Below are 25,380 nucleotides of genomic sequence, written 5' to 3'. Positions count from 1 at the left end.
TGAAGCATTAAAGCATGCCACAGGTTCGCTGTAATTCATAGTAAGTGTAAATGGCCTGCGTACGGGCAACGGTCAGTTGCAGTTCAGCATCCAGCCGCACGCTGCTTGCATCCAGCAGGTCGGTGAGGATGGAAAGCTGGTTCAGGTAGCGGTTTTGCACAATCCGGTAGTTTTCTTCTGCCTGGCTGACAGAGAGCTTCAGGGCTTCTATTCGGTTCAGAGCCTCTTTATGGCGGGTGTAGGCAGTCCGGATCTGAATACGGACGTTCTGCATCAGGAGTTCTTCGGCATACTTTTGAAGTTGTACCGTCTGCCGGGCTTCGTGCATCTTGTGCTTATTTTGATAAAGAGACGACAGGTTGTATGAGAGGCTGAGACCGATGTTCCAGTTGTTGTTGTACATGTCAGCCAGCGTAGTGCTGAGTGGGCGTGCAAGGGTGTTGCCCGCATGCAGTGACAGGCTGGGAAGGTAGTTTGCTTTAGTCAGCCGGATATCGTTTTTTGCCAGCAAGGTTTGTTGGCGGACAATCTGCATGCCCGGATAGTTGTTGTAGGCTAATTGTACATATGTATCATAATCAGACACACTGACGGCGGTATACAGTAAAGTGGTGTCCGGTGTTATCAGCTGTGATTCGTCCAGTCCCAACAGAATATCGAGTTGCTGAGAAGCTATGGCGATGCTGTTGTCAGCTTCCTGATAGGCCAGACGGTCGTTGGTCAGTTGCAACTCACTGCGGATTTCATCATTGCGGGTGACTATGCCTTCTTTTTTCATCCGGCGGATATCTTTCAGTCGGTGTTCGGACTCTTCGATATTGCGTGCCAGCACTTCCCGCTGTTTGTAGTAACTGAAAAGCGTCATGTACTGTTGCAGTAGTACCAGCTTGATTTCGGCTTCGTTGTCGGCACTGGTCAGGGCGGCTATTTGCTTTTTAAGTTCGGCCTGATGTATTTTTGCTTGTATCCTTCCTCCCTGGTAGAGGGGCTGCGTCAGGTTGATGTTATAGTTTTGTGACCAGTCCGGCGTTTCGGGGCGCACAGGATGTGAAAGTCCCCGCTGAAAGATGACAGGCTGGCCTATGATTCCGGCACTGGCACCTACTTGGATATCAGGCAATCGGTCTGTGTATGCAGACTTCTTTTGATCATTATAGATAACCTCTTGTAGTTTGCTCTTTTTAAGTTGAAGACTGTTTTCTGTGCCCAGACGGAAAAGTTCGTCTACGGATAATAGATGAGCATTCTCCTGAGCGGTTAGCCACAACGGAGCTACAGCAAGTATGTGAATGAGTAAGAGGCGAAGAAAATTAGAACTGATTGAATATCTCATAGAGTGTCTCTAGTTGATTGGAACATGCGTTTAGGTTCTCTATTCCCATCAGTTGGCCCGTCTGGGTATAAAAATCCTTGATGAGCGGGCGTACACGGTCGGATATCTCTTCTCCTGCGGGAGTGAGGTATACAAGTCGGTTACGGCGGTCGTTAGGGTCTTCCTGGCGCATGATCCAGCCTTTCTTTTCGAGGTTTGCCATCAGATTAGTCATGCAAGCTTTGTCTTTGGCTGTCTTTTCGGCTAATGCCTGCTGGCTGATTCCTTGTTCCTGCCACAGGGAACTCAATACTTGTAACATTTCAAAGGTGATATCTATGTTATTGCGTTTCAAAACGCGTTGCAGAGCTTGGCGGAATGCCATGCGGGTTCTTAGCATTTGCTGGATAAGCCCGCGGGATGAATTGTAATTCTCCATTGCTACGTTGCTTTTTATTTTTCGGGCGCAAAGGTAGAGCTTTTTATTGGAATTAGTCAAATGTTTGACTAATATTTATAGGAGGAGATTTGAAGAGCCTATATACCAAGCAACATTTTTTTGATACAATCTTTTACGGTGTAATGAGTATGAGTGAGGTTTTATACAGAGGTAATGAACTCGTTCAAACTGACATCTGTAGGCAATCCGATTTTTCTTTTAATCCGTTGTTTTGCCTTAACCACACCGGCAGTGCTTATACAAATAGTTCTTGCTACTTCCGCACTGCTGTATCCTAAATAGATGAGGATACAAATTATTCTTTCTCGCAAAGGCAGAACCATGAGTATCCTTTCTAAATATTCTCCATTGCGTCCGGAAAGCCAGAACAGTATTTCTATGATATCAATCCAGCTTTCTTCCGGTCTCACAAAGCGAATTTGGTGTAAGGATACAAAAAAAACGCAGAGCATGCATATATCTCTGCGTTTTTTTGTTTTCTGGTAAAATACTGTTTACAGTTCAATCACCAATGATTCTCTTGGTCCCATTGTCAGCGATTCACCGAATGCAACTGTCTTTCCACTAAGAATATCTTTTCCTTGTTTGGAATCTTTCAGTATTTCTTTGTAGAATTTCAAAGGAACAGTAGTCTCGGCATCTGTACCATTCAGCATTACGAATACGGTTTTACCTTCGTGCTGGCGGGCATACGCATAAACACCGTTCTGTACCATGAATTGCACCATGCTACCTTTGGCAATAACATCGTTCCCTTTACGCCAGTTCAATAAGGTCTTGTAGAAGTTATAACACTCGTTCTGTATCTTGCTGCGTCCTGCGGCTGTTAATGCGGTTTCTGTATCGCCAGTCCATCCACCGGGGAAGTCCTTACGAACGTATCCGTCACTCTTGCTCTTTACACCGTTCATCATGATTTCCGTACCATAGTAGAGTTGCGGAATACGGCGGGTGGTAAGTAGCAAGGTAGAAGCTTGTTTCAGCATTGGCAGATTGTCGCCTTCACCCAGGAAGCGGTCGGTATCATGGTTTTCGATAAATGCCAGTACGGAAGCCGGGTTGGGGTAGAGGAAGTCGTATACGAAGCTATTGTACACGCGATCCAGACCTTTGAACCATGTTTCGGTCTGCTCGTTCTTGGCAGTGTTGATTTTATCGAAGAAGCTGAAGTCCATAACGGTTTTCAGGTTACTGTTCTTCGGGGCAGAGAGTTTGGAATCCATTTGCCACCAGGCTGTATAAGCCGGTTCGGTAACCCAGGTTTCGCCTACGGTGTTGTAGTTGGGGTATTCTTCGTTCAGCTCTTTCATCCAGTTGCTCATGGCATCATAGTCGGCATACGGATAAGTGTCCATGCGGATACCGTCGATATTGGCGTACTCAATCCACCAGAAGCTGTTCTGTACAAGGTAGCGATATACGTGCGGATTCTTTTGGTTAAGGTCCGGCATAGCGGTAACAAACCAACCGTCGTTCATCTGATCGAAATCGTATTGTGAAGTATAAGGATCAACGTGCGGAGTCAGTTTGAAAGAAGTCTGCACGAAGTTCTTTTCATGATCGGGATTGTTGAACCAGTCTTTAGACGGCATATCTTTAATCCATGGATGTTCTACACCGCAGTGGTTGAAGATCATATCCATTACAATCTTGATGCCGCGGTCGTGGCATTTGGATATCAGTTGCTGATACTCTTCGTTGGTACCGAAACGCGGATCAACTTTATAGTAATCGGTAGTAGCGTAGCCGTGGTACGACCCGCCGGTCATATTGTTTTCCAGTACCGGAGTGAACCAAAGTGCGGTTATACCCAGGTCGGAGAAGTAATCCAGATTTTGCTCGATACCTGCAAGGTCACCACCATGGCGGGCATTCGGATCATTGCGGTCTACTTTGTATTCGGCCATGCCGGGGATTTGGTCATTGTCCGGATTGCCGTTTGCGAAACGGTCGGGCATCAACAGGTAGAGGGCGTCGGAAGCATCAAAACCTTTGTGCTCACAGCTTTTCTTGCTGCGTGCTTTCAGTTCATACTCTTTAAAGATTTTCTTTTTGCCTTGTGCAAAAGTGAGAGCTACTTTACCAGGTTTCACATCTTTCTCCAGTCTCAGGTAGACAATCAGGTAGTTCGGGCTTTCCAGCTTGACAGTGCTGCTCAAAGAAACGCCGGGATAGTTGACAGTAACGGAAGAATTACCGATGTCTTCACCGTAGACCATAAGTTGGAGTTCGGGATTTTGCATTCCGGTGTACCAAAACGGAGGGTCGATTTTGTTTACGTTCATAGCTGCATACGTACTAAGGGAAAGTAAAAACGTTCCCAGGATAAGGAATAATTTTTTCATGATATTAGCTTTTCGTTATTATGTCCGTATTTTGGTGCTAATATAAGCAAATAGCGGAGAAAGCTGCCGCTACTCCGCTACTATATACTTTATAATGTTATGCAAACGTTTTCTGTAAATGATCATTTATTTGTTTCTGCTCCTTTCCCTTGGAAGAAATCGTTGACTTTCCTTTTTTCTTGAATATCTTTTAGCCAGGCTTCGGCAGCATTATATCTGTTATTTTCCCCGATGATAGGTACGCCGTCGGCATCCACTTCTTGTCGTTTATCGTTATCCTTTGGCCGGGTTTTCAGGTAAGCTTTCAGGCATTGCTCGGCTTTGGAAGTATTTTTCAGCCTGTAATAGTAGACATAGGCGGCATCATATAGCAGTTTATGCTTATTCTTATCATACCTTTCATATTGTTCTAATAGAATATCAGCTTGTTCTTTATACATATTTGCCATTTTGTAGCAGTCGGCCAGGCCGGTGTAAAGGGGGACTATAGTGCTGTCACTGGGTATTGTAAGATTGATTGCCGTTTCCAAATGCAGTACGCCTTCCTTCGTCCATGGGGTTTTGGAGCAGGCACGCCCCAGGTAATAGTGTGCATTTACATTCGAACCGTCCTCTTTTACCGCCTTTTTTAATAAATCCCTTGCTCCATAAAAGTCATCGACAGCATAGTGGCTGATTCCTGCATACAGGCAAGTCAGGAACGTGCTGTCACCGTTTTGCAGGAGATAATTGTATCGCTCTATGGCCTCCGGATAATATTTATTCATACAATAAGCCTGTGCATTGACTCGGTTTACGAGAATGTTGGTGCTATCTAAGCAACGGTATTTCTCGGTAGTTCCTATAGCCTCATCAAACTGGCGGGCGGCTATGTATATATTTCCCAATATGGCGGGTGCCATGTAGTCTTTGGGATACCTTTCCTGTATGTCCTGATAGGCTTCTATGACAAGGTGCACATCAGAATTGTCGCAGACGCGTGACATGCTTTCCGCCCTCAGGTGCAGTACAAAAGCAGAACTGTCTTGCTCTGCCAGCAAATTGCTTTCCCTCAGGGCATCACGATTTCTTTTCATGTTCAGCAGCAGGCTGATGTACTGTATTCGTACATATTTATTGCTCGGATTAAGATTGAGCGCACTCTGGTAATAATCCAGCGCCTCCCTTTGTTTGGCGATGGACTTGCAGCATTCGGCGGCTTCAATATAAGCACGCGGGGTGAGTGAATCTTGCTCTATAATTTCCTGAAATACAAGCAAGGCTTTGTCATTATATCCCAATCCTTTCAATGCTCTTCCTTTCTGGTAGAGTAGCGGAACAGTTGGCGTCTCCTGCTCCATAAGTTTCAAGGCTGTTTCATAATCGTAGTTTGCCATCGCCTCCTGAATAGGATTCGTATTCTGTGCCATTAGTAATGAAGTGGCACTGAAAAAGAGTAGAATGAAGAGTTTTCGCATAGTCTTTTTATCTTTTAAGTATTGCTTAACTGGGTGCAAGTTACTAAAAAGATTTACTTTACGAAATATTCGTAGTGTCTTTTAGATAGATTAACTAATAAAAGTAGCGCCCCTTTTTTCGAAGGAGCGCTACAATAAACTGAGTAAAATGAATCGCAGAGATGCGAGTCATTTTACAACATATCTTTTACATCAAGAATCCCAGCAAGATACCGGCAGCTACTGCTGAACCGATTACACCTGCAACGTTCGGACCCATGGCGTGCATCAGTAGGTAGTTAGTAGGATCATATTCCAGACCTACAACTTGGGATATACGTGCTGAGTCGGGTACAGCAGATACACCTGCGTTACCAATCAACGGATTGATCTTATTATCTTTCTTCAGGAAGAGGTTGAATATCTTCACAAAGATGACACCTGAAGCGGTAGCAATTACGAATGACAATGCACCCAGACCGAAGATCTTGATAGAGTCCAGCGTCAGGAATTCAGAAGCCTGAGTAGAAGCACCTACTGTCAAACCTAATAAGATAGTGATTGTATCAATCAGCGGACCACGTGCCGTTTCAGCCAAACGACGGGTTACACCACTTTCTTTCAACAGGTTACCGAAGAACAGCATACCCAACAAAGGCAGACCGGACGGAACGAGGAAACAAGTCAGCAACAAACCGATAATCGGGAAGATTACTTTCTCCGTGTGAGAAACTACGCGCGGTGGTTTCATACGGATCAGACGTTCGTGCTTGTTAGTCAACAGGCGCATGATAGGCGGCTGGATTACCGGTACCAACGCCATGTACGAATAGGCTGATACCGCAATCGCACCCATCAGGTTAGGAGCCAGCTTGGATGAAAGGAAGATAGCCGTCGGACCGTCAGCACCACCGATGATACCGATTGCACCGGCTTGCATAGGATCGAAACCTATTTCCAAAGCAATCATGTAAGCACCGAAGATACCAAACTGAGCAGCAGCACCAATCAGTAACAATTTAGGATTGGATATCAGAGACGAGAAGTCCGTCATAGCACCGATGCCCAAGAAGATGAGTGGCGGATACCAACCGGAGGTTACTCCTTGGTACAGGATGTTGAGCACAGAACCTTCCTCATAGATGCCGACTTTCAATCCGGCTTCCATGTTAAAGGGGATATTACCGATCAGCATACCGAATCCGATGGGAATCAGCAGCATCGGCTCAAATTCCTTGGCTACTGCCAAGTATATGAAGAACAAACCTATCAGGATCATAGTGACATGACCTGCCGTTGCATTGGCAAAGCCCGTGTACGTCCAGAAGTCGGCAAGGTTGTTTCCTAAAAATGTGATAAATTCTCCCATATTATTCAATAATTACAAGGTCATTACCTTCGAGAACGGAATCTCCTTTACTTACGTTGATTGCAGTGATTTTACCGTCTTTGTCGGCATTGATATTGTTCTCCATCTTCATAGCCTCAAGGATAATAATCGTTTGTCCTTTCTTCACTGTATCACCTACATTGACTTTGATGTCGAGGATAACACCGGGAAGCGGAGATTTTACACCTGATTTGCCTGTAGAAGGAGCAGCCGGTTTCACTACCTGGGTCGGAGCAGGAGCCGGAGTGGTAGGACGGGTTACCGGTTTAACAACCACTTTAGGTGCCTTTTCCATTTCTACCTTGTAGGGGGTACCGTTCACTTCTACATGAGCGATATTTTCATCGATATCTCCAATGGTAACTTTATATGTATTACCGTTGATTTTATATTTATATTCTTTCATCGTTTTATCAATTTATAGGTGGTTACTTTTTCAGAGGAGTTTCACGTAATGTGTAAATCTTCGAACTCCATGGTGAATAGCTGCGTTTTACACGGGTGATAGTAAGAACGGTGTCTTCCACATCGTGTACATCGCTTTGCATCTCGTGCATGGCCATGGCAATGGCAGCAAATATCTCTCCCGGAGCTTCGCCCAGTTTCTTTTCTTTGGCTTCCTGCTTGTCAGTAATACCTTTAGCCTTCATTGCATTACGCTTGCTAAGGCTTACAGATGCTTTGCCGACAATCTTGAAAGCAATGAAAAGCAGGATCAAACCGCAAAATACTACACTCATGGCAGAAATAGACATACCGATACCATTGCTGTCATGCTCTTCGAATTTCTCCATCTTGGCATTGCTGTCGATGGTTTTGTTGTTGGTACTCGGAGTTACGTATTTCTCTGCACTACCGTCTTTAACTTCCCACTGAGAAGCAGCGTCGCTTACACGTCCGTAAGATTGATTGGTCTTCAATACTCCGGCAGGAATAGTAACTTGATCGATCAAGTTACGGCCAGAATCAAATAAGCCGATCCAATTCTCTTTTTCTGGATCCAGTGTGAAATTGGTATGGAATGTACCACGTCTTGGTTCTCCGTCTGCCCAGAATAATGAGTGCTGACGTGGTTTTATCAAAGTCAAAACATCACCTTTAGGGATGAAGTAGGTGGAAGTGTCACCGGGTTGGCTGCTTGCCCTTAATAAGCATGCTGCGAGGTCGGCACTACCATACGATCTATTGAATATTTCAATCCATGCGCTGTGCAAACCGTAGTCGTCCTGATAATTACCTTCGTTGGTAATCAGTACTTCATTCAGCAGCAGCTTATTGTTCGATCTTTTCTCTCCGCAGGAAGAGCATACACCTAACACCAGCAGCAAGGTAAAGAATATTCCGATTTTTGTTTTGTTCATAATCGTTCTTGTTTTTAGTGTTAAAAGCCTGATTACAAAGGAATATTACCATGCTTCTTAGCCGGATTAGTCAATTTCTTAGTCTGCAACTGTTGCAAGGCGCGGATAATGCGGAAACGTGTGTTACGCGGTTCAATCACATCATCGATGTAACCATACTTAGCTGCATTATAAGGATTAGCAAACAACTTGGTGTATTCAGCTTCTTTTTCTGCCAGGAATTGAGCAGGATTTTCCTGTTCCTTAGCTTCGCGGGCATACAATACCTCAACGGCACCGGCACCACCCATTACAGCGATTTCAGCCGTAGGCCATGCGTAGTTCATGTCACCACGGAGTTGCTTACAGCTCATTACGATGTGTGAACCACCGTAAGACTTACGCAATGTAACTGTTACCTTAGGTACAGTAGCTTCACCGTAAGCATACAGCAACTTAGCACCATGCAGAATTACACCATTGTATTCCTGGCCTGTCCCCGGAAGGAATCCCGGAACGTCTACCAATGAAACGATAGGAATATTGAAAGCATCGCAGAAACGAACGAAGCGACCACCCTTACGGGATGCGTTGCTGTCGAGCACACCTGCCAGATACTTCGGCTGGTTGGCAACGATACCTACGGACTGTCCGTTGAAACGTGCGAAACCGATAATGATATTCTTTGAGTAATCTTTTTGAACTTCGAGGAACTCACCGTTGTCAACGATAGCAGCAATTACTTCGTACATGTCGTACGGCTTGTTCGGGCTATCGGGGATGATTTCATTCAGAGAATCTTCCAGACGGTCGATTGGATCGGTGCAATCTACGTAAGGAGCTTCTTCCAGGTTGTTCTGAGGAATATAGCTCAGCAGTTTACGCAGCAAGGCCAAACCTTCTTCTTCAGTCTTGGCAGTGAAGTGAGTTACACCTGATTTAGTAGAGTGGACACTTGCGCCACCCAGATTTTCCTGAGTTACATCCTCACCCGTTACAGTCTTAACCACCTTCGGACCGGTAAGGAACATATAAGAAGTACCTTCCATCATCAACGTGAAGTCAGTCAGTGCAGGAGAGTAAACAGCACCACCGGCACAAGGGCCGAAGATACCTGAGATCTGCGGGATAACACCTGATGCCAGGATGTTGCGCTGGAAGATTTCAGCATAACCTGCCAGAGCATTGATACCTTCCTGAATACGTGCACCACCCGAATCGTTGATACCGATACAAGGAGCACCCATTTTCATTGCCTGATCCATAATCTTACAGATCTTCAGAGACATCGTTTCAGACAAAGAACCGGCAGAAACCGTAAAGTCCTGTGCGAACAGATAAACCAAACGGCCGTCGATAGTACCACAACCGGTCACAACACCATCACCGGGATAGTGTTTCTTTTCCATACCGAAGTTGGTACATCTGTGCTCTACAAACATATCCATTTCTTCGAAACTACCTTCGTCGAGAAGCATGGCTATGCGCTCACGAGCTGTATATTTACCTTTCTCATGCTGTTTGGCAATCGCTTTTTCACCACCACCCAGACGTGCAGCTGTGCGGCGATCTATAAGCTCTTTAATCTTTTCAAGTTGATTACTCATTTTATTAAATATAATGGGTTAATACTATTTTTTATTGTGAATTATGAATTACAAATGACGAACTGCCTGTAAAATAAGTAATTCGTCATTCCTAATTTCGTAATTAATGCATATTATTCCGGCTTTTCGCAAAGTTCTGTCAATACGCCCAGTGTTGATTTCGGGTGTAAGAAAGCAATGTTCAGACCTTCAGCACCTTTGCGCGGAGCCTTGTCGATTAAGCGAACGCCTGCAGCTTCTACTTCAGCTAATGCGTTTGCTACACCGTCTTCAATAGCAAATGCCACGTGATGAACGCCTGCACCTTTGTTTTCGATGAACTTAGCAATAGTACTTTCGGGAGAGGTCGGTTCGAGAAGTTCGATTTTAGTGTCACCAACTTTCAGAAAAGCGGTTTTTACTTTCTGGTCTTCTACAGTTTCGATGTTGTAGCATTTCAGACCCAATACGTTCTCGTAATACGGCAGGGCTTCTTCAATGCTCTTTACGGCAATGCCCAGATGCTCAATGTGTGAAATCTTCATAACTATATTTATTAATGTTGGTATAATGTCTTAATTAAAGGCATAAAACAGCACAAAGAAAGAGATTTCTTGCTTAATAAAGAAATTTTTCGTCAATTAATTATTGGATATTTGAAGTTTAGAAAGTTTTTTTTAGACTTCTGTTCAGAAGTCGAGCAACAGTCGGACGTTAATCTGACGGGATGTCAGGTAATTGGGCACTGCAAACTGGTTATTTCGGGTGTCTGTTACCCAATAATAGGAGTTGACGTTGCTGATATTTAGCAAATTGAAAATATCAACCCCCAACCAAAGGCTGCGGATGCCGCGCTTATTTTCGCGTTCGCTACGGTCGATGATACAGCGGGACATACCTATATCCACACGCCGGTAAGGGGATGTACGGAATACGGCAGCCTCGCGTCCGCTATGTGGAGGACCGAAGGGAAGACCTCCTGCAAGTGTACCTTTCAGGTTCATTTTCCATTTGCGACTACCGGGAAAATAGTCTGTAAAATAGAGCGAAAGACGGTAGCGCTGGTCGGTAGGGCGGGGGAGCCATTGTCCGTTTATTTTTTCTTCAGTTTTCATTAAGGAGAAGCTCAGCCAGGAATCTGTTCCGGGAACAAATTCACCGAATAGTTTCATGTCGATACCAGTGGCGTAACCTTTGGAAAGGTTGCGTCCGTAATAACTGATCCGTACATTATCTATATTGTAAGGGATGAGATTGCCCAACGCTTTGTAATACACTTCCATAGAGAAGCGGAACGGGCGCTCCATGGCACGGAAATTATAGTCGCCGCCTGCAACGAAGTGCAGGGAGCGCTGCGAACGGATGTCACGGTTCAGGGATACGGTAGCTATCCCGTCAACTTGGGTAGTATCCCGGAATTCTTTATAAAATGGTGCCTGGTAATAGACTCCGGCGGCTACTCTCAGGGTGAATTTCTCATTGAATGCCGGAATCAGAGCCAGGGACGCACGCGGGCTGAAGATGAATTCTTTGTTCCAGTTCCAGTAACTGCCTCGTATGCCGGCGGTCAGGGTGAATAGTCCGGCGGTGGAGCGGAAGCGGTATGTATCTTGCAGGTAAAATCCGTATCGTTTGCTGTCCGTTTCATTGCGTGAGCGGAGGGTGTAGAATAGTTCCGGCCCTTCGGAAGTCTGCGGCATGGAGTATCCGGCAGAGTCGCGCATTTCCCATTCGCGCATCCGGTCTTTGATGCGTTCCCGTTTGAACTCCGCACCCCATTGCAGGGAGTGGCTTTTCAGTCGGTGGCGGCCTGTGATGGAATAACTTTGCACTTCTGCGGTAAGGTAATTGCGGGCATGTTCCATGTAAGTTCCCACACCGATGGTTTCGGAAGTTTCCTCTTCGTTGGTAGTGCCGTCTACTTGCGTTCCACTGTCCAGGGAGTTCAGCCAGTATTGCCCGGTGATGTCGTACGTTTCCTGTTCTTTCGTGTGGAAGGCGGAGGCTTGCAGGGTCAGGCTGTTTTGTTCGTTCAGCCGGTAGGTGGCGTAGGCGGTTCCGAACAGGGTGCGGAATAAATCTTTCTCCTGTCCTTCAAAATAAACTTTAAACTCACGTACATTGCTGAGAGTACCGAAGCGGGTGTAGCGGTCTTCCGGCTGGAAGTTATAGCGGTTTTCTGAAATATTGCCGATGACGCCTATTTCCCAACGCTTCGAAGGTGTCCAGTCCAGATAAGTTTGATAGTCGATATAACGTGGGTTGTATTCTCCTTTTGTATCCAGCGTGCCGAGCAAATATTGGTTGGTTTTATAACGGACGCCGTTTGTCCAGGTTAGCTTTTTGGTGGCAATTCCTACGTATGCCGAAGCTCCCAACAGGCTGACGGAGGCACTTCCTTCCAATCGTTCGGGTTTCTTGTAAGTGATGTCCAGCACGGATGACATCTTGTCCCCGTACTTGGCCTCATAGCCTCCCGTGGAGAAGCCGACGGATTGCACCATATCGGGATTGATGAAACTCAATCCTTCCTGTTGCCCGGAACGGATCAGCAAGGGGCGGTATATTTCAATGCCATTGACGTACACCATGTTCTCGTCGAAACTACCGCCGCGCACGTTGTATTGCGAACTGAGTTCGTTGTTGCTACTCACTCCGGCCTGTGTGGCTATCACGGCTTCTATGCTTCCGCCCGAAGCGTCGGGGGCGAGGCGGTTTTGTTTGGTTTCTATTTGTTGGATGGTTCCGGTTTGCCGACGGCGCTCTGTTACGCTCACTTCGCCCAATTCAAAATTCATCGGGGGCAAGGTTATGTTCAGACTAATATTTCCCTGCGGACGTACTAACTTTCGTTTCCGGGTCTGGTATCCCAGCATGGAGAAGATGACCGTTACACTGTCTCGGCTTTCGAATTTCAGCGAATATCTCCCTTTCAGGTTGCTGACTGTGCCTATAGCTGTCCCTTCCAATCGTATTGTTGCCAATTCAATCGGATTACCATTTTCATCCGTAACCGTTCCGCCTATCTTGACCGCTTTCTGGGCAAGGGCGGGAGTGGAGAATAGTATTATAAGAGATGTCAGTAACCAAAAATGTCTCATACCTTTTCTATAAACGGAGAAACTTCCCGAAACGTATATCGGGAGGTAAAAAAGAGCTTTTAACTTTGCTTCTTTATTTTTTATAGGTTCGTGTCACATATGTTACAACTTCAATCCGTGCTCTGTGCTATCTTTGCAGAAAAAATAGATTATGGAACAGTTACATGCTCATGAAGTCCTTCACATGATGGAAGGCAACAGTTATTCGGAATCATCATTAAAAGAGGCAATCATCCGGAAATTCGGTGAGCATCAGCATTTCTATACTTGCTCGGCAGAAGATATGGATGCGGATAAATTGATAGAGTTTCTGAAAGCAAAAGGAAAATTCATGCCTGCTGCTGACGGATTTACGGTGGATATAACGAAGGTTTGCAGCCATTGATGCTGATACATTCGTCTTCTCCGTATCAAGTCCGTACCAAGTCCGTGTCAAGCCCAAGTAAAGGTACCTTTATACGGACCAGATACGGACTTGGTACGGACTTGACAGGGTTAAGATAGGGCTTTGGGACTGAAAATGAAGCAGAGGAATCTGCTCTTCAAGATGAATTTCTCTAAATAGATGTGCGGAGCAAAAAAAATCTGAATACATGTTTGCAATAAAACAATTTGTACCTTTGTAGCCGAATACAATATTGAAACTATGGGAATTGTAATAGGAATAGACGTTGGTGGAAGTACTACAAAAATTGTAGGAATCAACGGAGAACAGATACAGTCACCGATGTTTATCACTGCGACTGATCCGGTTACTTCTTTGTTCGGGGCTTTCGGGAAGTATATTTATGATAATGACATTCAGCTTTCGGATATAGAGCAAGTGATGCTGACAGGTGTGGGCAGTGCATTTGTAGATAGTCCATTGTATGGTTTACCCACGGATAAGGTCGATGAGTTTATAGCCAATGGGTTGGGTGCACGTCATGCCACAGATATTGACCAGTTGATTGTGGTAAGCATGGGAACGGGCACTTCTTTCGTAAGAATCAGCGGGGAGAAGATAGAACATATCGGTGGTATGGCTATTGGCGGAGGCACTTTGCAGGGGCTTTCCCGCTTGTTGCTGAAGACGCATGATTTCAGGCAGATTGCAGCCATTGCCGAGAAAGGCGACGTTACCCGCGTAAACTTACAGATCGGAGATATTTGCAATCGTCCTTTGCCGGATCTTCCGGTGCATGCCACTGCTTCTTTGTTCGGAAAGGCGGATAGCAACGCTTCGCAGGAAGATATTGCAAAAGGGATTATTTATATGGTACTGCAAACGATAGGTGGTGCAGCTGTGTTGTCTGCGCTGAATGGTCCTGTCAAAGATTTCGTCTTGATCGGTAATCTTACTAAATTTCCGCAATGCCATGAGGTTTTTCCAAATATGGAAAAGATATATGGGGTGCGTTTCCATATTCCACAGTATGCGGAATACAGGACGGCGATAGGGGCGGCGCTGGCGTATATCAGGAAGAATGCTTGAAATGTCTTATCTTTTGCAAATGACTCTCATGCTTTCCCTATTGTATCTCTTTCAGCGACTACTTCCCTTTCAAAAAAAACACCTGAATACTTGACTTCGGCTTTTCAATGTCGTATATTTGTATTCGTAATCTTAATTCAGATTCAACTTTAAATTAGCATAAGAGGAGGGACATTGTTTCTCCTCTATTTGTATCCTCCCTTTTCATTTCATTTGAAATGCCACATCTTAGCTTCCCGAATGCCACAACTCAATAAGTGAAATGCCATAGCTCAGCAGGTGAAACATGTGGCATTTGGGGGATTGACGTGTGGCATTTACTTCATTGACGTGTGGCATTTAGACCGTTTGTTTGTGGCAAATGCACCACCTACAGAACGTTTTTGCCTTGTTTCGTTCTCTATACAAAACAACTCGGTCGGAGTTCCCACTATTTTTATACGAGCCGGATGTAAAAATACCGAGAAATAACAGATGGAACTTTTTGCTCTTCAAGAAAATACTACTATCTTTGCGCCCGAATTTATGAGCTAATATAATGTCTCACTCAATTAATTATTAAACAACTTATTTTATTTAATGGAAAACTTAAAAAATGTAGCGCCTGTTGAAGACTTCAACTGGGATGCTTATGAAAATGGCGAAACCTTCGGTGGTGCCAGCCACGAAGAGTTGGAAAAGGCTTACGACAGTACGCTTAACAAAGTTAACGACCGTGAGGTAGTTGACGGAACTGTAATCGCGATGAACAAACGTGAAGTTGTTGTGAACATCGGTTACAAATCAGACGGTATCATTCCTTTGAATGAATTCCGCTACAATCCTGACTTGAAGATCGGTGATACTGTAGAAGTATACATCGAAAACCAGGAAGACAAAAAAGGACAGTTGGTTCTGTCTCACCGTAAAGCTCGCGCTACTCGCTCTTGGGATCGGGTGAACGCTGCTTTGGAAAACGAAGAAATTATCAAGGGTTACATCAAGTGCCGCACAAAGGGTGGTATGATCGTAGACGTATTCGGTATCGAAGCTTTCTTGCCGGGTTCTCAGATCGACGTGAAACCTATCCGCGACTACGATGTATTCGTTGGCAAAACTATGGAATTCAAGGTTGTTAAGATCAACCAGGAATTCAAGAACGTGGTTGTTTCTCACAAGGCTCTTATCGAAGCTGAACTGGAACAACAGAAGAAAGAAATTATCGGTAAGCTTGAAAAAGGACAAGTTCTTGAGGGTACCGTTAAGAATATCACATCATACGGTGTATTCATCGACTTGGGTGGCGTAGACGGTTTGATTCACATCACTGACCTGTCTTGGGGCCGCGTAAGCGATCCGAAGGAAGTGGTTGAACTCGATCAGAAGCTCAACGTTGTTATCCTTGATTTCGACGATGAGAAGAAGCGTATCGCTCTCGGTCTGAAGCAACTCACTCCGCATCCTTGGGATGCTCTTAGCGCTGAACTGAAAGTTGGCGACAAGGTGAAGGGTAAAGTAGTGGTTATGGCTGACTACGGTGCATTCATCGAAATCGCTCCGGGCGTTGAAGGTTTGATCCACGTATCTGAAATGTCTTGGTCACAACACTTGCGTTCTGCACAAGACTTCATGAAGGTAGGTGACGAAGTTGAAGCAGTAGTTCTGACTCTGGACCGTGAAGAACGTAAGATGTCTTTGGGTATCAAACAACTGAAACAAGATCCGTGGGAAACTATCGAAGAGAAGTATCCTGTAGGTTCTAAGCACACTGCTAAGGTTCGTAACTTCACTAACTTCGGTGTATTCGTTGAAATCGAAGAAGGTGTTGACGGTTTGATCCACATCTCTGACCTGTCTTGGACTAAGAAAGTTAAGCATCCTTCTGAATTCACTCAGATCGGTGCAGACATCGAAGTTCAGGTACTGGAAATCGACAAAGAAAACCGTCGCTTGAGCCTTGGCCACAAGCAACTTGAAGAAAACCCCTGGGATGTATTCGAAACAGTATTCACTGTAGGTTCTGTACACGAAGGTACTATCATCGAAATGCTGGATAAGGGTGCTGTTGTTGCTCTGCCATACGGTGTAGAAGGTTTCGCTACTCCGAAACACCTCGTTAAGGAAGATGGTTCTCAGGCTCAGATGGATGAGAAACTGTCATTCAAGGTTATTGAGTTCAACAAAGATGCTAAGCGTATCATCCTTTCTCACAGCCGTATCTTCGAAGATGCTGCAAAGGCAGAAGAAAGAGCTGAAAAGAAGGCTGCTGGTAAGAAGCCGGCTGGCAATAAGAGAGAAGACGCTCCGGCTATTCAAAACCAGGCTGCTTCTACTACTTTGGGCGACATCGACGCTCTGGCTGCTTTGAAAGAGCAAATGGAAGCTGGAAAGAAGTAATCACTTCTATATAATAAATAAGGTAAAGGGTGCTTGTAATTACAGGTACCCTTTTCTTTTTTCATCATAGGGGACACGGAGGCCACGGAGTACTTCTTATCAAGCAGAAAAAACTCTATGTTCTCTGTGCCCTCTGTGGTGAATTTCCGTATCTTTGCAGTGTTATGGAGAAATTTGAATTACATATACTGGGCTGCGGTTCTGCGCTGCCTACTACTCGTCATTTTGCCACTTCGCAAGTGGTGAATGTGCGTGACAAACTTTATATGATAGACTGCGGAGAAGGATCGCAATTACAATTCCGCAAGTCCCGACTGAAGTTTTCCCGCTTGAATCATATTTTTATTTCTCATCTGCATGGAGATCACTGCTTTGGTTTGCTGGGATTGATATCCACGCTTAATCTGCTGGGGCGCACGGCTGAGTTACATATCCATTCACCGAAAGGGTTGGAAGCCCTATTTGTTCCGATGCTAAGTTTCTTTTGCCGGCAAATGACGTATCAGGTTCTTTTCCATGAGTTTGAGACGAAAGAACCTGGAATGATCTATGAAGATCGTTCTCTGACAGTGACTACCATTCCATTGCGTCATCGTATGCCTTGTTGTGGCTTTCTGTTTGCAGAGAAGCAGCGACCCAATCATATCATTCGGGAGATGGTCGACTTCTATGAAGTGCCGGTATACGAGTTGAATAGGATAAAGAATGGGGAAGATTATGTGACTCCGGAAGGCAAAATCATTTCCAATTCCTTATTGACGCGTCCGTCTGATCCACCGCGTAGTTATGCCTATTGTTCGGATACCATCTATATGCCTGAGATTGCAGAACAAATAAAAGGAGTAGATTTACTATTCCATGAGGCCACTTTTGCAAATGCGGATTTGCCTCGTGCCAAAGAAACTTTTCATACTACTGCTGCTCAGGCGGGAGAGATAGCCAAGGCAGCAGGAGTGAAAAAAATGGTGATCGGGCATTTCTCTGCCCGTTATGAGGATGAGAATATTTTGCTTAAAGAAGCTTCGGCTGTTTTCCCTGAGACGGTGCTGGCTAAGGAAACGCTGTGCCTAGAGGTATAATTTAGTGCATAGCACTAAATTAGTGACGGGCTACAAGTTACAAGTGCCTTTCGATATGCTATTTATGGTTAAACTATTTTAATTATTCTTCTCTTAGGAGGGAAATAAAGCTACTTTCACGCTGCAAAGTACTTGTATCTTGTATCCCGTAGCTCGTAACTTAAATTAGCGGCATAGCCCCTAATTTATCATTTAACTGTCTGTTTTTTGTTTTATCGAACCGAATGCCGTATATTTGTACGGAATAATCTGAAAACATAGGCTTATAGATGAGAAAGTTACTCTACTGTTTTTTCTTTTTGTTGACTTTTTCGTCGCAGTCCGTGGCATGGGCGCAGGACGGTCGGAAGCAGGAAACGGCTCAGAAAGAGCAGCCGTCTTCTACTATTGTGCTGACTGTTTCGGTGGATAACCGGGTACGTGTGCAGAATGCAGAACCCGGCTCCCAGATGGAAGTCTACAATATTGTAGGCGTGAAACTTACCACGATACGCATTGACTCTACGGATGTCACCGTTCAGGTGAATTTGCCTAAAGGTTATTACATCTTTAAGATTGGGAATGTCGTGCGGAAAGTGGTAATCAAATAAACAAAACGGAATAGATACTTATGAATCCTTCCTATAATGAACGCGAAGTGCTGGAGCTTCTACAAGATGAAAGTACACAAAAGCGAGGGTTTGAGTTGATTGTTGCGCAATATAGCGAACAATTATACTGGCAGATCCGTCGTATGGTGCTTTTGCATGAAGATGCCAATGACTTACTTCAGAACACGTTCATTAAGGCATGGACCAATATCGATTATTTCCGTGGAGATGCGAAGCTTTCTACCTGGCTCTATCGCATCGCTTTGAATGAATGTTTGACTTTCCTAAATAAACAACGCGCTGTAACTACTGTTTCTATCGATGATGAAGATGCTTCTGCACTTCAGAAACTGGAAAGCGATCCCTATTTCTCCGGAGACCGAGCACAGAAGTCTCTACAGAAAGCATTGCTTACACTGCCGGAAAAGCAACGTATGGTATTCAACTTAAAGTATTACCAGGAAATGAAATACGAGGAGATGTCCGACATCTTCGGTACATCTGTCGGTGCTCTGAAAGCCTCTTATCATCATGCCGTGAAAAAAATCGAAAAGTTTTTGGAGGGAGAGGTTTAAACCTTTATCCCAAAACGTAGTCTAACCTAACAGAGAGGAAAAAGCTTATGAAAGAAGAAGATAACATATTGAAGAAGGTAGGGAAGGAAAATATTTTCCGTGTTCCTGACGGATACTTTGAGAATCTTACTTCAGAGGTGATGAGCCGGCTTCCCGAAAAGGAAACACCTGCAATTATTAAGAGAGAACCTACGAAGTGGGAGAGATTTAAACCATGGGTATATATGACTGCCATGTTTGTCGGCGCAGCATTGATTATCCGCGTTGCTTCTACTGATCGTACACCTGTTAACAACCGGATAGCGATGGACGAACCTGAAACCGAAGTTGTTTCTGATGAATATATCAGTGCTGTGCTGGATAATTCCATGCTGGATGATTATTCGCTGTATGTCTATCTCACAGATGCCGGTACAGAGTGATGTGAATAACAACTTAACTGTATGAGAAGAAAATGAAAAAGCTGATTGTTTTGTTTATTGTGATGTGCAGTTTCATCCCCTTGTCGTGGGCTATGGATGGATGTAATCAACATTTGTCTCCTGACGAATTCCGTGCCAAGCAGAAAGCGTATATCACTGAGAAAGCTGGATTGACCAAGGAAGAAGCTGCTAAATTCTTCCCCGTTTATTTTGAATTGCAGGATCGCAAAAAGCAACTGAATGATGAGGCATGGAACTTACTTCGAAAGGGAAAGGATGAAAAGACGACCGAAGCGCAATATAATGAGATTTTAGAAGGCGTATACGATGCCCGTATTGCTACCAACCGTCTGGAGAAAACTTACTATGAGAAGTTTAAGAAGATACTTTCGAACAAAAAGATATATTTAGTACAGCGTGCTGAAATGCGTTTTAACCGTGAGTTGCTGAAGGGGATGCATCATAAAGGTGGAGAACCTCAAAAACCGCAAGGAAAGAAAAAATAACAGAATATTAGGAGCTTCGGCTCCTTTTTTCGTCTATAGCCGATACATGCGGCTGCGAAGGCTTACACTTGCGGGAATGTAAGCCTTCACTTGTATAAGTGATGCCCTTCGCAGCCGCAAGTGTGAATCTTCGCAGTCCTATGCATTTGAGTTTTTATTTTTCCAGCTTTTTAGCTTCGTTCCAGAGGACGTCCATCTCTTCCAGAGTCATATCATGCAAGTTTTTGCCTTCCTTGATGGTGTGTGCTTCCAGATAATTAAAACGGTTGATAAATTTCTGGTTAGTGCGTTCTAATGCATTATCCGGATTGATCTTGTAGAGGCGTGCGGCATTGATGAGGCTGAATAGTACATCCCCGAATTCGGCTTCTGCTTTGTCCTTATCCATATTGGCAACTTCTGCCTGAAACTCCTGGATTTCTTCTTTTACCTTATCCCACACTTGTTCCCGTTCTTCCCAGTCGAAGCCGACATTGCGGGCTTTGTCCTGGATACGGTAAGCTTTGATGAGTGAAGGAAGGGCGGCAGGGACACCACTTAACACACTCTTGTTTCCACCTTTCTCTCTTAACTTTAGTTGTTCCCAGTTTTCGGAAACTTGTCCGGCAGTATCAGCTTTTACGTCACCGAACACATGAGGATGGCGGAAGATTAATTTCTCGCAAAGGTGGTCGCATACATCTTTCATGTCAAAATCGCCTTTCTCGGAACCTATCTTTGCGTAGAAAGCTACGTGTAGCAAGACGTCTCCCAGCTCTTTGCAGATATCATTTTTATCGTCACGTATCAGGGCGTCACAAAGTTCATAAGTTTCTTCAATGGTGTTGGGACGTAAACTTTCGTTGGTCTGCTTGCGATCCCAGGGACATTTCTCGCGGAGTTCATCGAGTATGTCCAGGAAGCGTCCGAAGGCTTCCATCTGTTCTTTTCTTGTATGTAACATATCTTTATAGGGTTATTTATTGCAATGTGTATAATAGGATATAAGCAACCCGACTACTTCGGAGTAGTTCTTGCGGCCACTTTGTATCTTGTTCCCTTTCAGGTACAGGTCGTATATCCAGTCTTGTATATCTCCGATGAGTGGACTGTATTTCTCTGTCCAGTATTCCTGATTACTTTTAGCCAGTTCAATGATTTCGGGGCGTATCCGGTTGAAGAGCTCTTTGTATTCTTCTTTATCCATCAGTCGGCGGGCATTGACAAGTATGTGTCCCAGTACTGAAAAATATCCGCAGAAACGGATACCTCGCGCTTGCGAACGGGTACAGACCTGATAAGCGTAGAAGTTGGCTTCCGCCTCGCTGGAAATGCCCAATAAATGTGCCAGCTCGTGAGCATACGTGGCAGGATACTGTGAGGGGAGCAGATCTCCATTCAAGGTAAATTCACAGAAGAAAGGTCCCATGCTACCGGTGACACCCACCATGGAAATCAGTGGAGTGAAAAGCATTGTCTTTACCCGTGGTGATTTATGGAAAGGATGATGTACACCCAGTGCATCACTGATCTGATTGTATCCGCGAACTGTTTCCCGACGGATGAGATCCTTATTGATGGTAGTTACATTTACATACGAACCATTCAGTTTGTCAACGTAATCATCAACAAAGTTCCGGAAGTTTTCGGGAGTGTATGCAGTGTAAGGAATCTCTGTTCGCTGGTAGAAATTGGGCTGTGAATAATTAAGTCCCCAAGCCAGATAGAACCAGACGTATATCCATAACAGATATTCAATATCATTCAGCAAGATGCGTTTCCACTTTTTCTTCTGAAAGCGGCGGGCATAGATAGGGTAGAGGAGTACGCCCGCAATGCTGAGGGCTATGAATAAGTCACCTATGGCAAAGGGAATGAGGCGGGAGAAAGACGAAAGAATATAGGCTATGACAGGATATACGCTGTGTGCATATATTTTTCCCATAGCCGGAATGAACTGTGTGGTCCAGACTACTAACAAGAGCGTGCATAGCACGATATAACGAATCTTCAGTTTATATTTCATCGCAAATTTATTTGAAAGGCAAAAATATACATTTATTAAATGTCACGTAAGAAATTAGCTTTATATTTGTCGTTCTCGGCGCAGAAAGTGCCGGAGGGTGGTAAGATTTGAATTAAATTTAGTAATTTTGCGCCCATTATTCGCGATAAATAAATTATATACAGATTTAAAGATATGGAATTAGCAAGTAAGTACAACCCTGCTGACGTAGAGGGAAAATGGTACCAGTATTGGTTGGATCACAAATTATTCAGTTCAAAACCCGATGGTCGTGAGCCTTACACCATCGTCATTCCGCCCCCTAACGTCACCGGTGTGCTCCACATGGGACACATGCTTAATAATACCATTCAAGATATTCTGGTACGCCGTGCCCGTATGGAAGGCAAAAATGCCTGCTGGGTACCGGGTACTGACCACGCTTCTATCGCTACTGAAGCGAAAGTAGTAAATAAGCTGGCTGCACAAGGAATTAAGAAAACGGATCTCACCCGTGACGAATTCCTGAAGCATGCCTGGGAGTGGACAGATGAGCATGGTGGCATCATCCTAAAGCAGCTGCGTAAACTCGGTGCTTCCTGTGATTGGGACCGTACCGCTTTCACTATGGACGAAAAGCGTAGCGAAAGTGTATTGAAAGTATTTGTAGACCTATACAATAAGGGATTGATTTATCGTGGTGTACGTATGGTAAACTGGGACCCGAAGGCTTTGACTGCCCTTTCTGATGAAGAAGTTATCTACAAGGAAGAGCATGGCAAACTGTATTATCTGCGCTATAAAGTGGAAGGTGATGCAGAAGGACGCTATGCTGTGGTAGCTACTACCCGTCCTGAAACGATCATGGGTGATACCGCTATGTGTATCAATCCGAACGACCCGAAGAACGAATGGTTGAAAGGTAAGAAAGTGATCGTTCCTTTGGTAAATCGTGTTATTCCGGTAATCGAAGATGATTATGTAGATATTGAGTTCGGTACAGGTTGCCTGAAAGTAACCCCTGCGCATGATGTGAACGACTATATGCTGGGTGAAAAGTATAACTTGCCAAGCATTGATATCTTCAACGATAATGGTACATTGAGCGAGGCTGCCGGTCTTTATATCGGTATGGATCGCTTTGATGTTCGTAAGCAGATTGAGAAAGACCTGAATGCTGCCGGCCTGTTGGATAAGGTGGAAGCCTATACCAATAAGGTCGGTTATTCTGAGCGTACCAACGTGGTTATAGAGCCGAAGCTTTCTATGCAATGGTTCCTCAAAATGCAGCATTTTGCAGATATGGCATTGCCTCCTGTAATGAATGACGATCTGAAATTCTATCCTGCCAAGTATAAGAATACTTATCGTCACTGGATGGAGAACATCAAGGACTGGTGTATCAGCCGTCAGCTGTGGTGGGGACATCGCATTCCGGCATACTTCCTTCCGGAAGGTGGATATGTGGTAGCTGCTACTGAAGAAGAAGCTCTGAAACTGGCAAAAGAGAAGACCGGCAATCCGGCCCTGACCATGGAAGATCTTCGTCAGGATGAAGACTGTCTGGATACTTGGTTCTCTTCTTGGCTGTGGCCCATCTCTTTGTTTGACGGTATTAATAATCCGGGAAATGAGGAAATCAATTACTACTATCCGACAAGTGACTTGGTAACCGGTCCGGATATTATCTTCTTCTGGGTAGCCCGCATGATTATGGCAGGTTATGAGTATGAAGGAAAGATGCCGTTCAAGAATGTGTACTTTACGGGTATCGTTCGCGATAAGTTGGGACGTAAGATGTCCAAGTCCCTCGGTAATTCTCCCGACCCGTTGGAACTGATAGAGAAATATGGTGCCGATGGTGTGCGTATGGGTATGATGCTGGCTGCTCCTGCCGGAAATGACATCTTGTTTGATGATGCTCTTTGCGAACAGGGACGTAACTTCTGTAACAAGATATGGAATGCCTACCGTTTGGTAAGTGGTTGGAAAATAGATGACAGTCAGCCTGTACCGGAAGCTGCAAGACTGGCATCTTGCTGGTTTGAATCCAAGCAGAATGAGGTTGCTGCCGAGGTAGCTGACTTGTTTAGTAAATATCGTTTGAGTGAAGCTCTTATGGCTGTTTATAAATTGTTCTGGGATGAATTCTCTTCTTGGTATCTCGAAATTATTAAGCCGGCTTACGGGCAAGGTATCAACAGTTCAATTCATGCTGCTACGATTGGTTATTTTGATAATCTGCTTCATTTACTTCATCCGTTCATGCCGTTCATTACCGAAGAACTCTGGCAACAGATGTATGAGCGCGAAGAAGGTGAAAGTATTATGGTATGTCCTTTGACTATAAATACTTATGTAGATACTGATACTATCCGGCAATTTGAAGTGGTGAAAGAGGTGATCAGTAACATTCGCTCTATCCGTTTGCAGAAGAATATTGCTCAAAAGGAACCGTTGACATTACAGGTTGTGGGTGAAAATCCAATTGCTGAGTTTAATGCGGTGATCCTAAAGATGTGTAATCTTACAGCAATTGATGTGGTAGATGCTAAAACTGAAGGTGCTGCTTCATTCATGGTAGGAACTACGGAATATGCTGTACCTTTGGGTAATATGATTGATGTAGAAGCTGAAATAGCCCGTATGGAAGCTGAATTGAAGCACAAAGAAGGTTTCCTGCAAGGTGTCATGAAGAAGCTGAGCAATGAGAAGTTTGTGAATAATGCTCCTGCCGCTGTCCTTGAACTGGAACGTAAGAAACAGGCGGATGCGGAAAGTATTATCAACTCTCTGAAAGAGAGTATTGCTGCGCTGAAGAAATAAGCCTTTTGGTCCGGGAGTTCTCCCGGACCTTTTACTATAAACGAATTAGCCCTTGCAATATCCGATTACTGCAAGGGCTAATTTATTTTTTATAAATCAAATGCTATTACTTTTCCAGCAGTTCTTTCAGAAAAGAATCCAACTCTTCATCCAGACCTTTCAGCAATTCTTCGTTCACAAGCAACGTGTCATCATCCATTAGCAGTAACTCTGCAATTGTCTCCTTTTCATCATCCACTAATACGAAAGAGTAAGGTTTCAGGATAGCCAGTTTTTCAAAGTCACCTCCGTTCTTCATGTTGTGGAGTAAGGTAGAAAGAATACGTTCTGCATTTTCGTAGAAATCATCTCCGTCATAAGTCATCCATTCCTCGATAGAGGCACACGCCAGATATTCGTCTTCGTCATCAAAGATGGATAGTTCGCCGGAATTCTGGTTGGTTTGCAGATGAATGTCGGTCACAATAGTTTGCTCGCAGCCGCAAGTGTATTTGCTGACTGCTTGTCTTATGGTCTTTTCTAAGAGTGATAAAGATGCTTGGCTCAGTTTCATAATAGGTATTCTTTCTTAATGGATG

Annotated in this window: 23 protein-coding genes; 9 read left to right on the top strand and 14 right to left on the bottom strand. The window is 44.4% G+C overall.

Translation table 11 applies throughout. From position 1 onward, the window contains the following. Positions 1-7 precede the first annotated feature (7 nt). The 11 genes from DW182_RS07210 to DW182_RS07160 all read right to left on the bottom strand — a co-directional run bounded on the left by DW182_RS07210 (position 8) and on the right by DW182_RS07160 (position 12,970). The gene (locus DW182_RS07210) at positions 8-1,333 is read right to left on the bottom strand and encodes a TolC family protein (protein WP_118295110.1); all 1,326 of its coding nucleotides are present in this window, start codon (positions 1,331-1,333) and stop codon (positions 8-10) included. Continuing rightward, positions 1,311-1,751, bottom strand: a complete 441-nt coding sequence (locus DW182_RS07205) for a MarR family winged helix-turn-helix transcriptional regulator (RefSeq protein WP_007215588.1) — start codon at positions 1,749-1,751, stop codon at positions 1,311-1,313. The genes DW182_RS07210 and DW182_RS07205 overlap by 23 nt, the downstream gene beginning before the upstream one ends. A 161-nt stretch (positions 1,752-1,912) precedes the next feature. Then, positions 1,913-2,182 carry a sigma-70 family RNA polymerase sigma factor gene (locus tag DW182_RS07200; RefSeq protein ID WP_147400116.1) on the bottom strand — a complete coding sequence of 90 codons (270 nt, stop codon included), beginning with the start codon at positions 2,180-2,182 and terminating at the stop codon, positions 1,913-1,915. 84 nt (positions 2,183-2,266) lie between these two features. After that, entirely contained in the window at positions 2,267-4,117 is a 1,851-nt protein-coding gene (locus DW182_RS07195; RefSeq protein WP_118295108.1) for a glycoside hydrolase family 13 protein, read from the bottom strand. Positions 4,118-4,239: 122 nt separating this feature from the next. Next, positions 4,240-5,574: a hypothetical protein gene (locus tag DW182_RS07190; RefSeq protein WP_117706603.1), complete on the bottom strand. Its 1,335-nt coding sequence runs from the start codon at positions 5,572-5,574 to the stop codon at positions 4,240-4,242. Between the two features lie 187 nt (positions 5,575-5,761). Next, positions 5,762-6,922 (bottom strand): sodium ion-translocating decarboxylase subunit beta, encoded by a 1,161-nt coding sequence (locus DW182_RS07185; RefSeq protein ID WP_007666269.1) that lies wholly within the window; start codon positions 6,920-6,922, stop codon positions 5,762-5,764. Position 6,923: 1 nt separating this feature from the next. Further along, a complete protein-coding gene (locus tag DW182_RS07180; RefSeq protein WP_117693327.1) occupies positions 6,924-7,349 on the bottom strand; it encodes a biotin/lipoyl-containing protein in 426 nt (141 codons plus the stop codon). A gap of 22 nt (positions 7,350-7,371) precedes the next feature. After that, positions 7,372-8,304, bottom strand: a complete 933-nt coding sequence (locus DW182_RS07175; protein ID WP_117693330.1) for an OadG family transporter subunit — start codon at positions 8,302-8,304, stop codon at positions 7,372-7,374. Positions 8,305-8,336: 32 nt separating this feature from the next. Then, complete coding sequence (locus DW182_RS07170) at positions 8,337-9,890, bottom strand: acyl-CoA carboxylase subunit beta (protein ID WP_009128927.1); 1,554 nt, start codon at positions 9,888-9,890, stop codon at positions 8,337-8,339. A 113-nt stretch (positions 9,891-10,003) separates the two neighbouring features. Continuing rightward, positions 10,004-10,414: a methylmalonyl-CoA epimerase gene (gene mce / locus DW182_RS07165; RefSeq protein ID WP_007212904.1), complete on the bottom strand. Its 411-nt coding sequence runs from the start codon at positions 10,412-10,414 to the stop codon at positions 10,004-10,006. Between the two features lie 144 nt (positions 10,415-10,558). Then, positions 10,559-12,970, bottom strand: coding sequence for a TonB-dependent receptor (locus tag DW182_RS07160; RefSeq protein WP_118295107.1), 2,412 nt, complete (start codon positions 12,968-12,970; stop codon positions 10,559-10,561). Between the two features lie 151 nt (positions 12,971-13,121). On the opposite strand from DW182_RS07160, the gene DW182_RS07155 reads away from it, so the two are divergent. The 8 genes from DW182_RS07155 (at position 13,122) to DW182_RS07115 (ending at position 19,992) form a co-directional block, all read left to right on the top strand. Further along, positions 13,122-13,355, top strand: coding sequence for a YecH family metal-binding protein (locus DW182_RS07155; RefSeq protein WP_115502469.1), 234 nt, complete (start codon positions 13,122-13,124; stop codon positions 13,353-13,355). Between the two features lie 261 nt (positions 13,356-13,616). Then, the gene (gene coaW, locus DW182_RS07150) at positions 13,617-14,444 is read left to right on the top strand and encodes a type II pantothenate kinase (RefSeq protein ID WP_118295106.1); all 828 of its coding nucleotides are present in this window, start codon (positions 13,617-13,619) and stop codon (positions 14,442-14,444) included. A gap of 579 nt (positions 14,445-15,023) precedes the next feature. Further along, positions 15,024-16,820: a 30S ribosomal protein S1 gene (rpsA, locus tag DW182_RS07140; protein WP_007212914.1), complete on the top strand. Its 1,797-nt coding sequence runs from the start codon at positions 15,024-15,026 to the stop codon at positions 16,818-16,820. Positions 16,821-16,984: 164 nt separating this feature from the next. Beyond that, positions 16,985-17,899 carry a ribonuclease Z gene (locus DW182_RS07135; RefSeq protein WP_115502692.1) on the top strand — a complete coding sequence of 305 codons (915 nt, stop codon included), beginning with the start codon at positions 16,985-16,987 and terminating at the stop codon, positions 17,897-17,899. 269 nt (positions 17,900-18,168) lie between these two features. Beyond that, positions 18,169-18,489, top strand: coding sequence for a T9SS type A sorting domain-containing protein (locus tag DW182_RS07130; RefSeq protein WP_007666249.1), 321 nt, complete (start codon positions 18,169-18,171; stop codon positions 18,487-18,489). A gap of 20 nt (positions 18,490-18,509) precedes the next feature. Further along, a complete protein-coding gene (locus tag DW182_RS07125) occupies positions 18,510-19,064 on the top strand; it encodes an RNA polymerase sigma factor (RefSeq protein WP_115502464.1) in 555 nt (184 codons plus the stop codon). 47 nt (positions 19,065-19,111) lie between these two features. Next, entirely contained in the window at positions 19,112-19,486 is a 375-nt protein-coding gene (locus DW182_RS07120) for a hypothetical protein (protein ID WP_118295105.1), read from the top strand. Positions 19,487-19,518: 32 nt separating this feature from the next. Then, positions 19,519-19,992 (top strand): hypothetical protein, encoded by a 474-nt coding sequence (locus tag DW182_RS07115; protein WP_118295104.1) that lies wholly within the window; start codon positions 19,519-19,521, stop codon positions 19,990-19,992. A 154-nt stretch (positions 19,993-20,146) separates the two neighbouring features. Here the strand turns inward: DW182_RS07115 and mazG are convergent, their stop codons facing one another. Both mazG and DW182_RS07105 read right to left on the bottom strand, forming a co-directional pair. Continuing rightward, positions 20,147-20,935 (bottom strand): nucleoside triphosphate pyrophosphohydrolase, encoded by a 789-nt coding sequence (gene mazG, locus DW182_RS07110; protein ID WP_044264695.1) that lies wholly within the window; start codon positions 20,933-20,935, stop codon positions 20,147-20,149. A gap of 12 nt (positions 20,936-20,947) precedes the next feature. After that, complete coding sequence (locus tag DW182_RS07105) at positions 20,948-21,997, bottom strand: DUF3810 domain-containing protein (RefSeq protein WP_118295103.1); 1,050 nt, start codon at positions 21,995-21,997, stop codon at positions 20,948-20,950. 174 nt (positions 21,998-22,171) lie between these two features. Here DW182_RS07105 and DW182_RS07100 point away from each other — a divergent pair, with 174 nt between their 5' ends. Then, positions 22,172-24,802: a valine--tRNA ligase gene (locus tag DW182_RS07100; RefSeq protein ID WP_118295102.1), complete on the top strand. Its 2,631-nt coding sequence runs from the start codon at positions 22,172-22,174 to the stop codon at positions 24,800-24,802. A gap of 106 nt (positions 24,803-24,908) precedes the next feature. Here DW182_RS07100 and DW182_RS07095 read toward each other — a convergent pair whose 3' ends face one another. Further along, complete coding sequence (locus tag DW182_RS07095; protein ID WP_118295101.1) at positions 24,909-25,355, bottom strand: hypothetical protein; 447 nt, start codon at positions 25,353-25,355, stop codon at positions 24,909-24,911. Between the last annotated feature and the right edge of the window lie 25 nt (positions 25,356-25,380).

The organism is Bacteroides sp. AM16-24, from assembly GCF_003471885.1.
Taxonomy (GTDB): domain Bacteria; phylum Bacteroidota; class Bacteroidia; order Bacteroidales; family Bacteroidaceae; genus Bacteroides.
Note: the sequence above shows the minus strand (reverse complement) of the source record. Positions and strands in the feature narration are given on the sequence as shown.

Excerpts from the sequence above, each read along its gene's own strand:
- DW182_RS07210 (WP_118295110.1), bottom strand. The coding sequence starts at position 1,333 with ATGAGATATTCAATCAGTTCTAATTTTCTTCGCCTCTTACTCATTCAC.
- DW182_RS07205 (WP_007215588.1), bottom strand. The coding sequence starts at position 1,751 with ATGGAGAATTACAATTCATCCCGCGGGCTTATCCAGCAAATGCTAAGA.
- DW182_RS07195 (WP_118295108.1), bottom strand. The coding sequence starts at position 4,117 with ATGAAAAAATTATTCCTTATCCTGGGAACGTTTTTACTTTCCCTTAGT.
- DW182_RS07190 (WP_117706603.1), bottom strand. The coding sequence starts at position 5,574 with ATGCGAAAACTCTTCATTCTACTCTTTTTCAGTGCCACTTCATTACTA.
- DW182_RS07185 (WP_007666269.1), bottom strand. The coding sequence starts at position 6,922 with ATGGGAGAATTTATCACATTTTTAGGAAACAACCTTGCCGACTTCTGG.
- DW182_RS07180 (WP_117693327.1), bottom strand. The coding sequence starts at position 7,349 with ATGAAAGAATATAAATATAAAATCAACGGTAATACATATAAAGTTACC.
- DW182_RS07175 (WP_117693330.1), bottom strand. The coding sequence starts at position 8,304 with ATGAACAAAACAAAAATCGGAATATTCTTTACCTTGCTGCTGGTGTTA.
- DW182_RS07170 (WP_009128927.1), bottom strand. The coding sequence starts at position 9,890 with ATGAGTAATCAACTTGAAAAGATTAAAGAGCTTATAGATCGCCGCACA.
- mce (WP_007212904.1), bottom strand. The coding sequence starts at position 10,414 with ATGAAGATTTCACACATTGAGCATCTGGGCATTGCCGTAAAGAGCATT.
- DW182_RS07160 (WP_118295107.1), bottom strand. The coding sequence starts at position 12,970 with ATGAGACATTTTTGGTTACTGACATCTCTTATAATACTATTCTCCACT.
- DW182_RS07155 (WP_115502469.1), top strand. The coding sequence starts at position 13,122 with ATGGAACAGTTACATGCTCATGAAGTCCTTCACATGATGGAAGGCAAC.
- coaW (WP_118295106.1), top strand. The coding sequence starts at position 13,617 with ATGGGAATTGTAATAGGAATAGACGTTGGTGGAAGTACTACAAAAATT.
- rpsA (WP_007212914.1), top strand. The coding sequence starts at position 15,024 with ATGGAAAACTTAAAAAATGTAGCGCCTGTTGAAGACTTCAACTGGGAT.
- DW182_RS07135 (WP_115502692.1), top strand. The coding sequence starts at position 16,985 with ATGGAGAAATTTGAATTACATATACTGGGCTGCGGTTCTGCGCTGCCT.
- DW182_RS07130 (WP_007666249.1), top strand. The coding sequence starts at position 18,169 with ATGAGAAAGTTACTCTACTGTTTTTTCTTTTTGTTGACTTTTTCGTCG.
- DW182_RS07125 (WP_115502464.1), top strand. The coding sequence starts at position 18,510 with ATGAATCCTTCCTATAATGAACGCGAAGTGCTGGAGCTTCTACAAGAT.
- DW182_RS07120 (WP_118295105.1), top strand. The coding sequence starts at position 19,112 with ATGAAAGAAGAAGATAACATATTGAAGAAGGTAGGGAAGGAAAATATT.
- DW182_RS07115 (WP_118295104.1), top strand. The coding sequence starts at position 19,519 with ATGAAAAAGCTGATTGTTTTGTTTATTGTGATGTGCAGTTTCATCCCC.
- mazG (WP_044264695.1), bottom strand. The coding sequence starts at position 20,935 with ATGTTACATACAAGAAAAGAACAGATGGAAGCCTTCGGACGCTTCCTG.
- DW182_RS07105 (WP_118295103.1), bottom strand. The coding sequence starts at position 21,997 with ATGAAATATAAACTGAAGATTCGTTATATCGTGCTATGCACGCTCTTG.
- DW182_RS07100 (WP_118295102.1), top strand. The coding sequence starts at position 22,172 with ATGGAATTAGCAAGTAAGTACAACCCTGCTGACGTAGAGGGAAAATGG.
- DW182_RS07095 (WP_118295101.1), bottom strand. The coding sequence starts at position 25,355 with ATGAAACTGAGCCAAGCATCTTTATCACTCTTAGAAAAGACCATAAGA.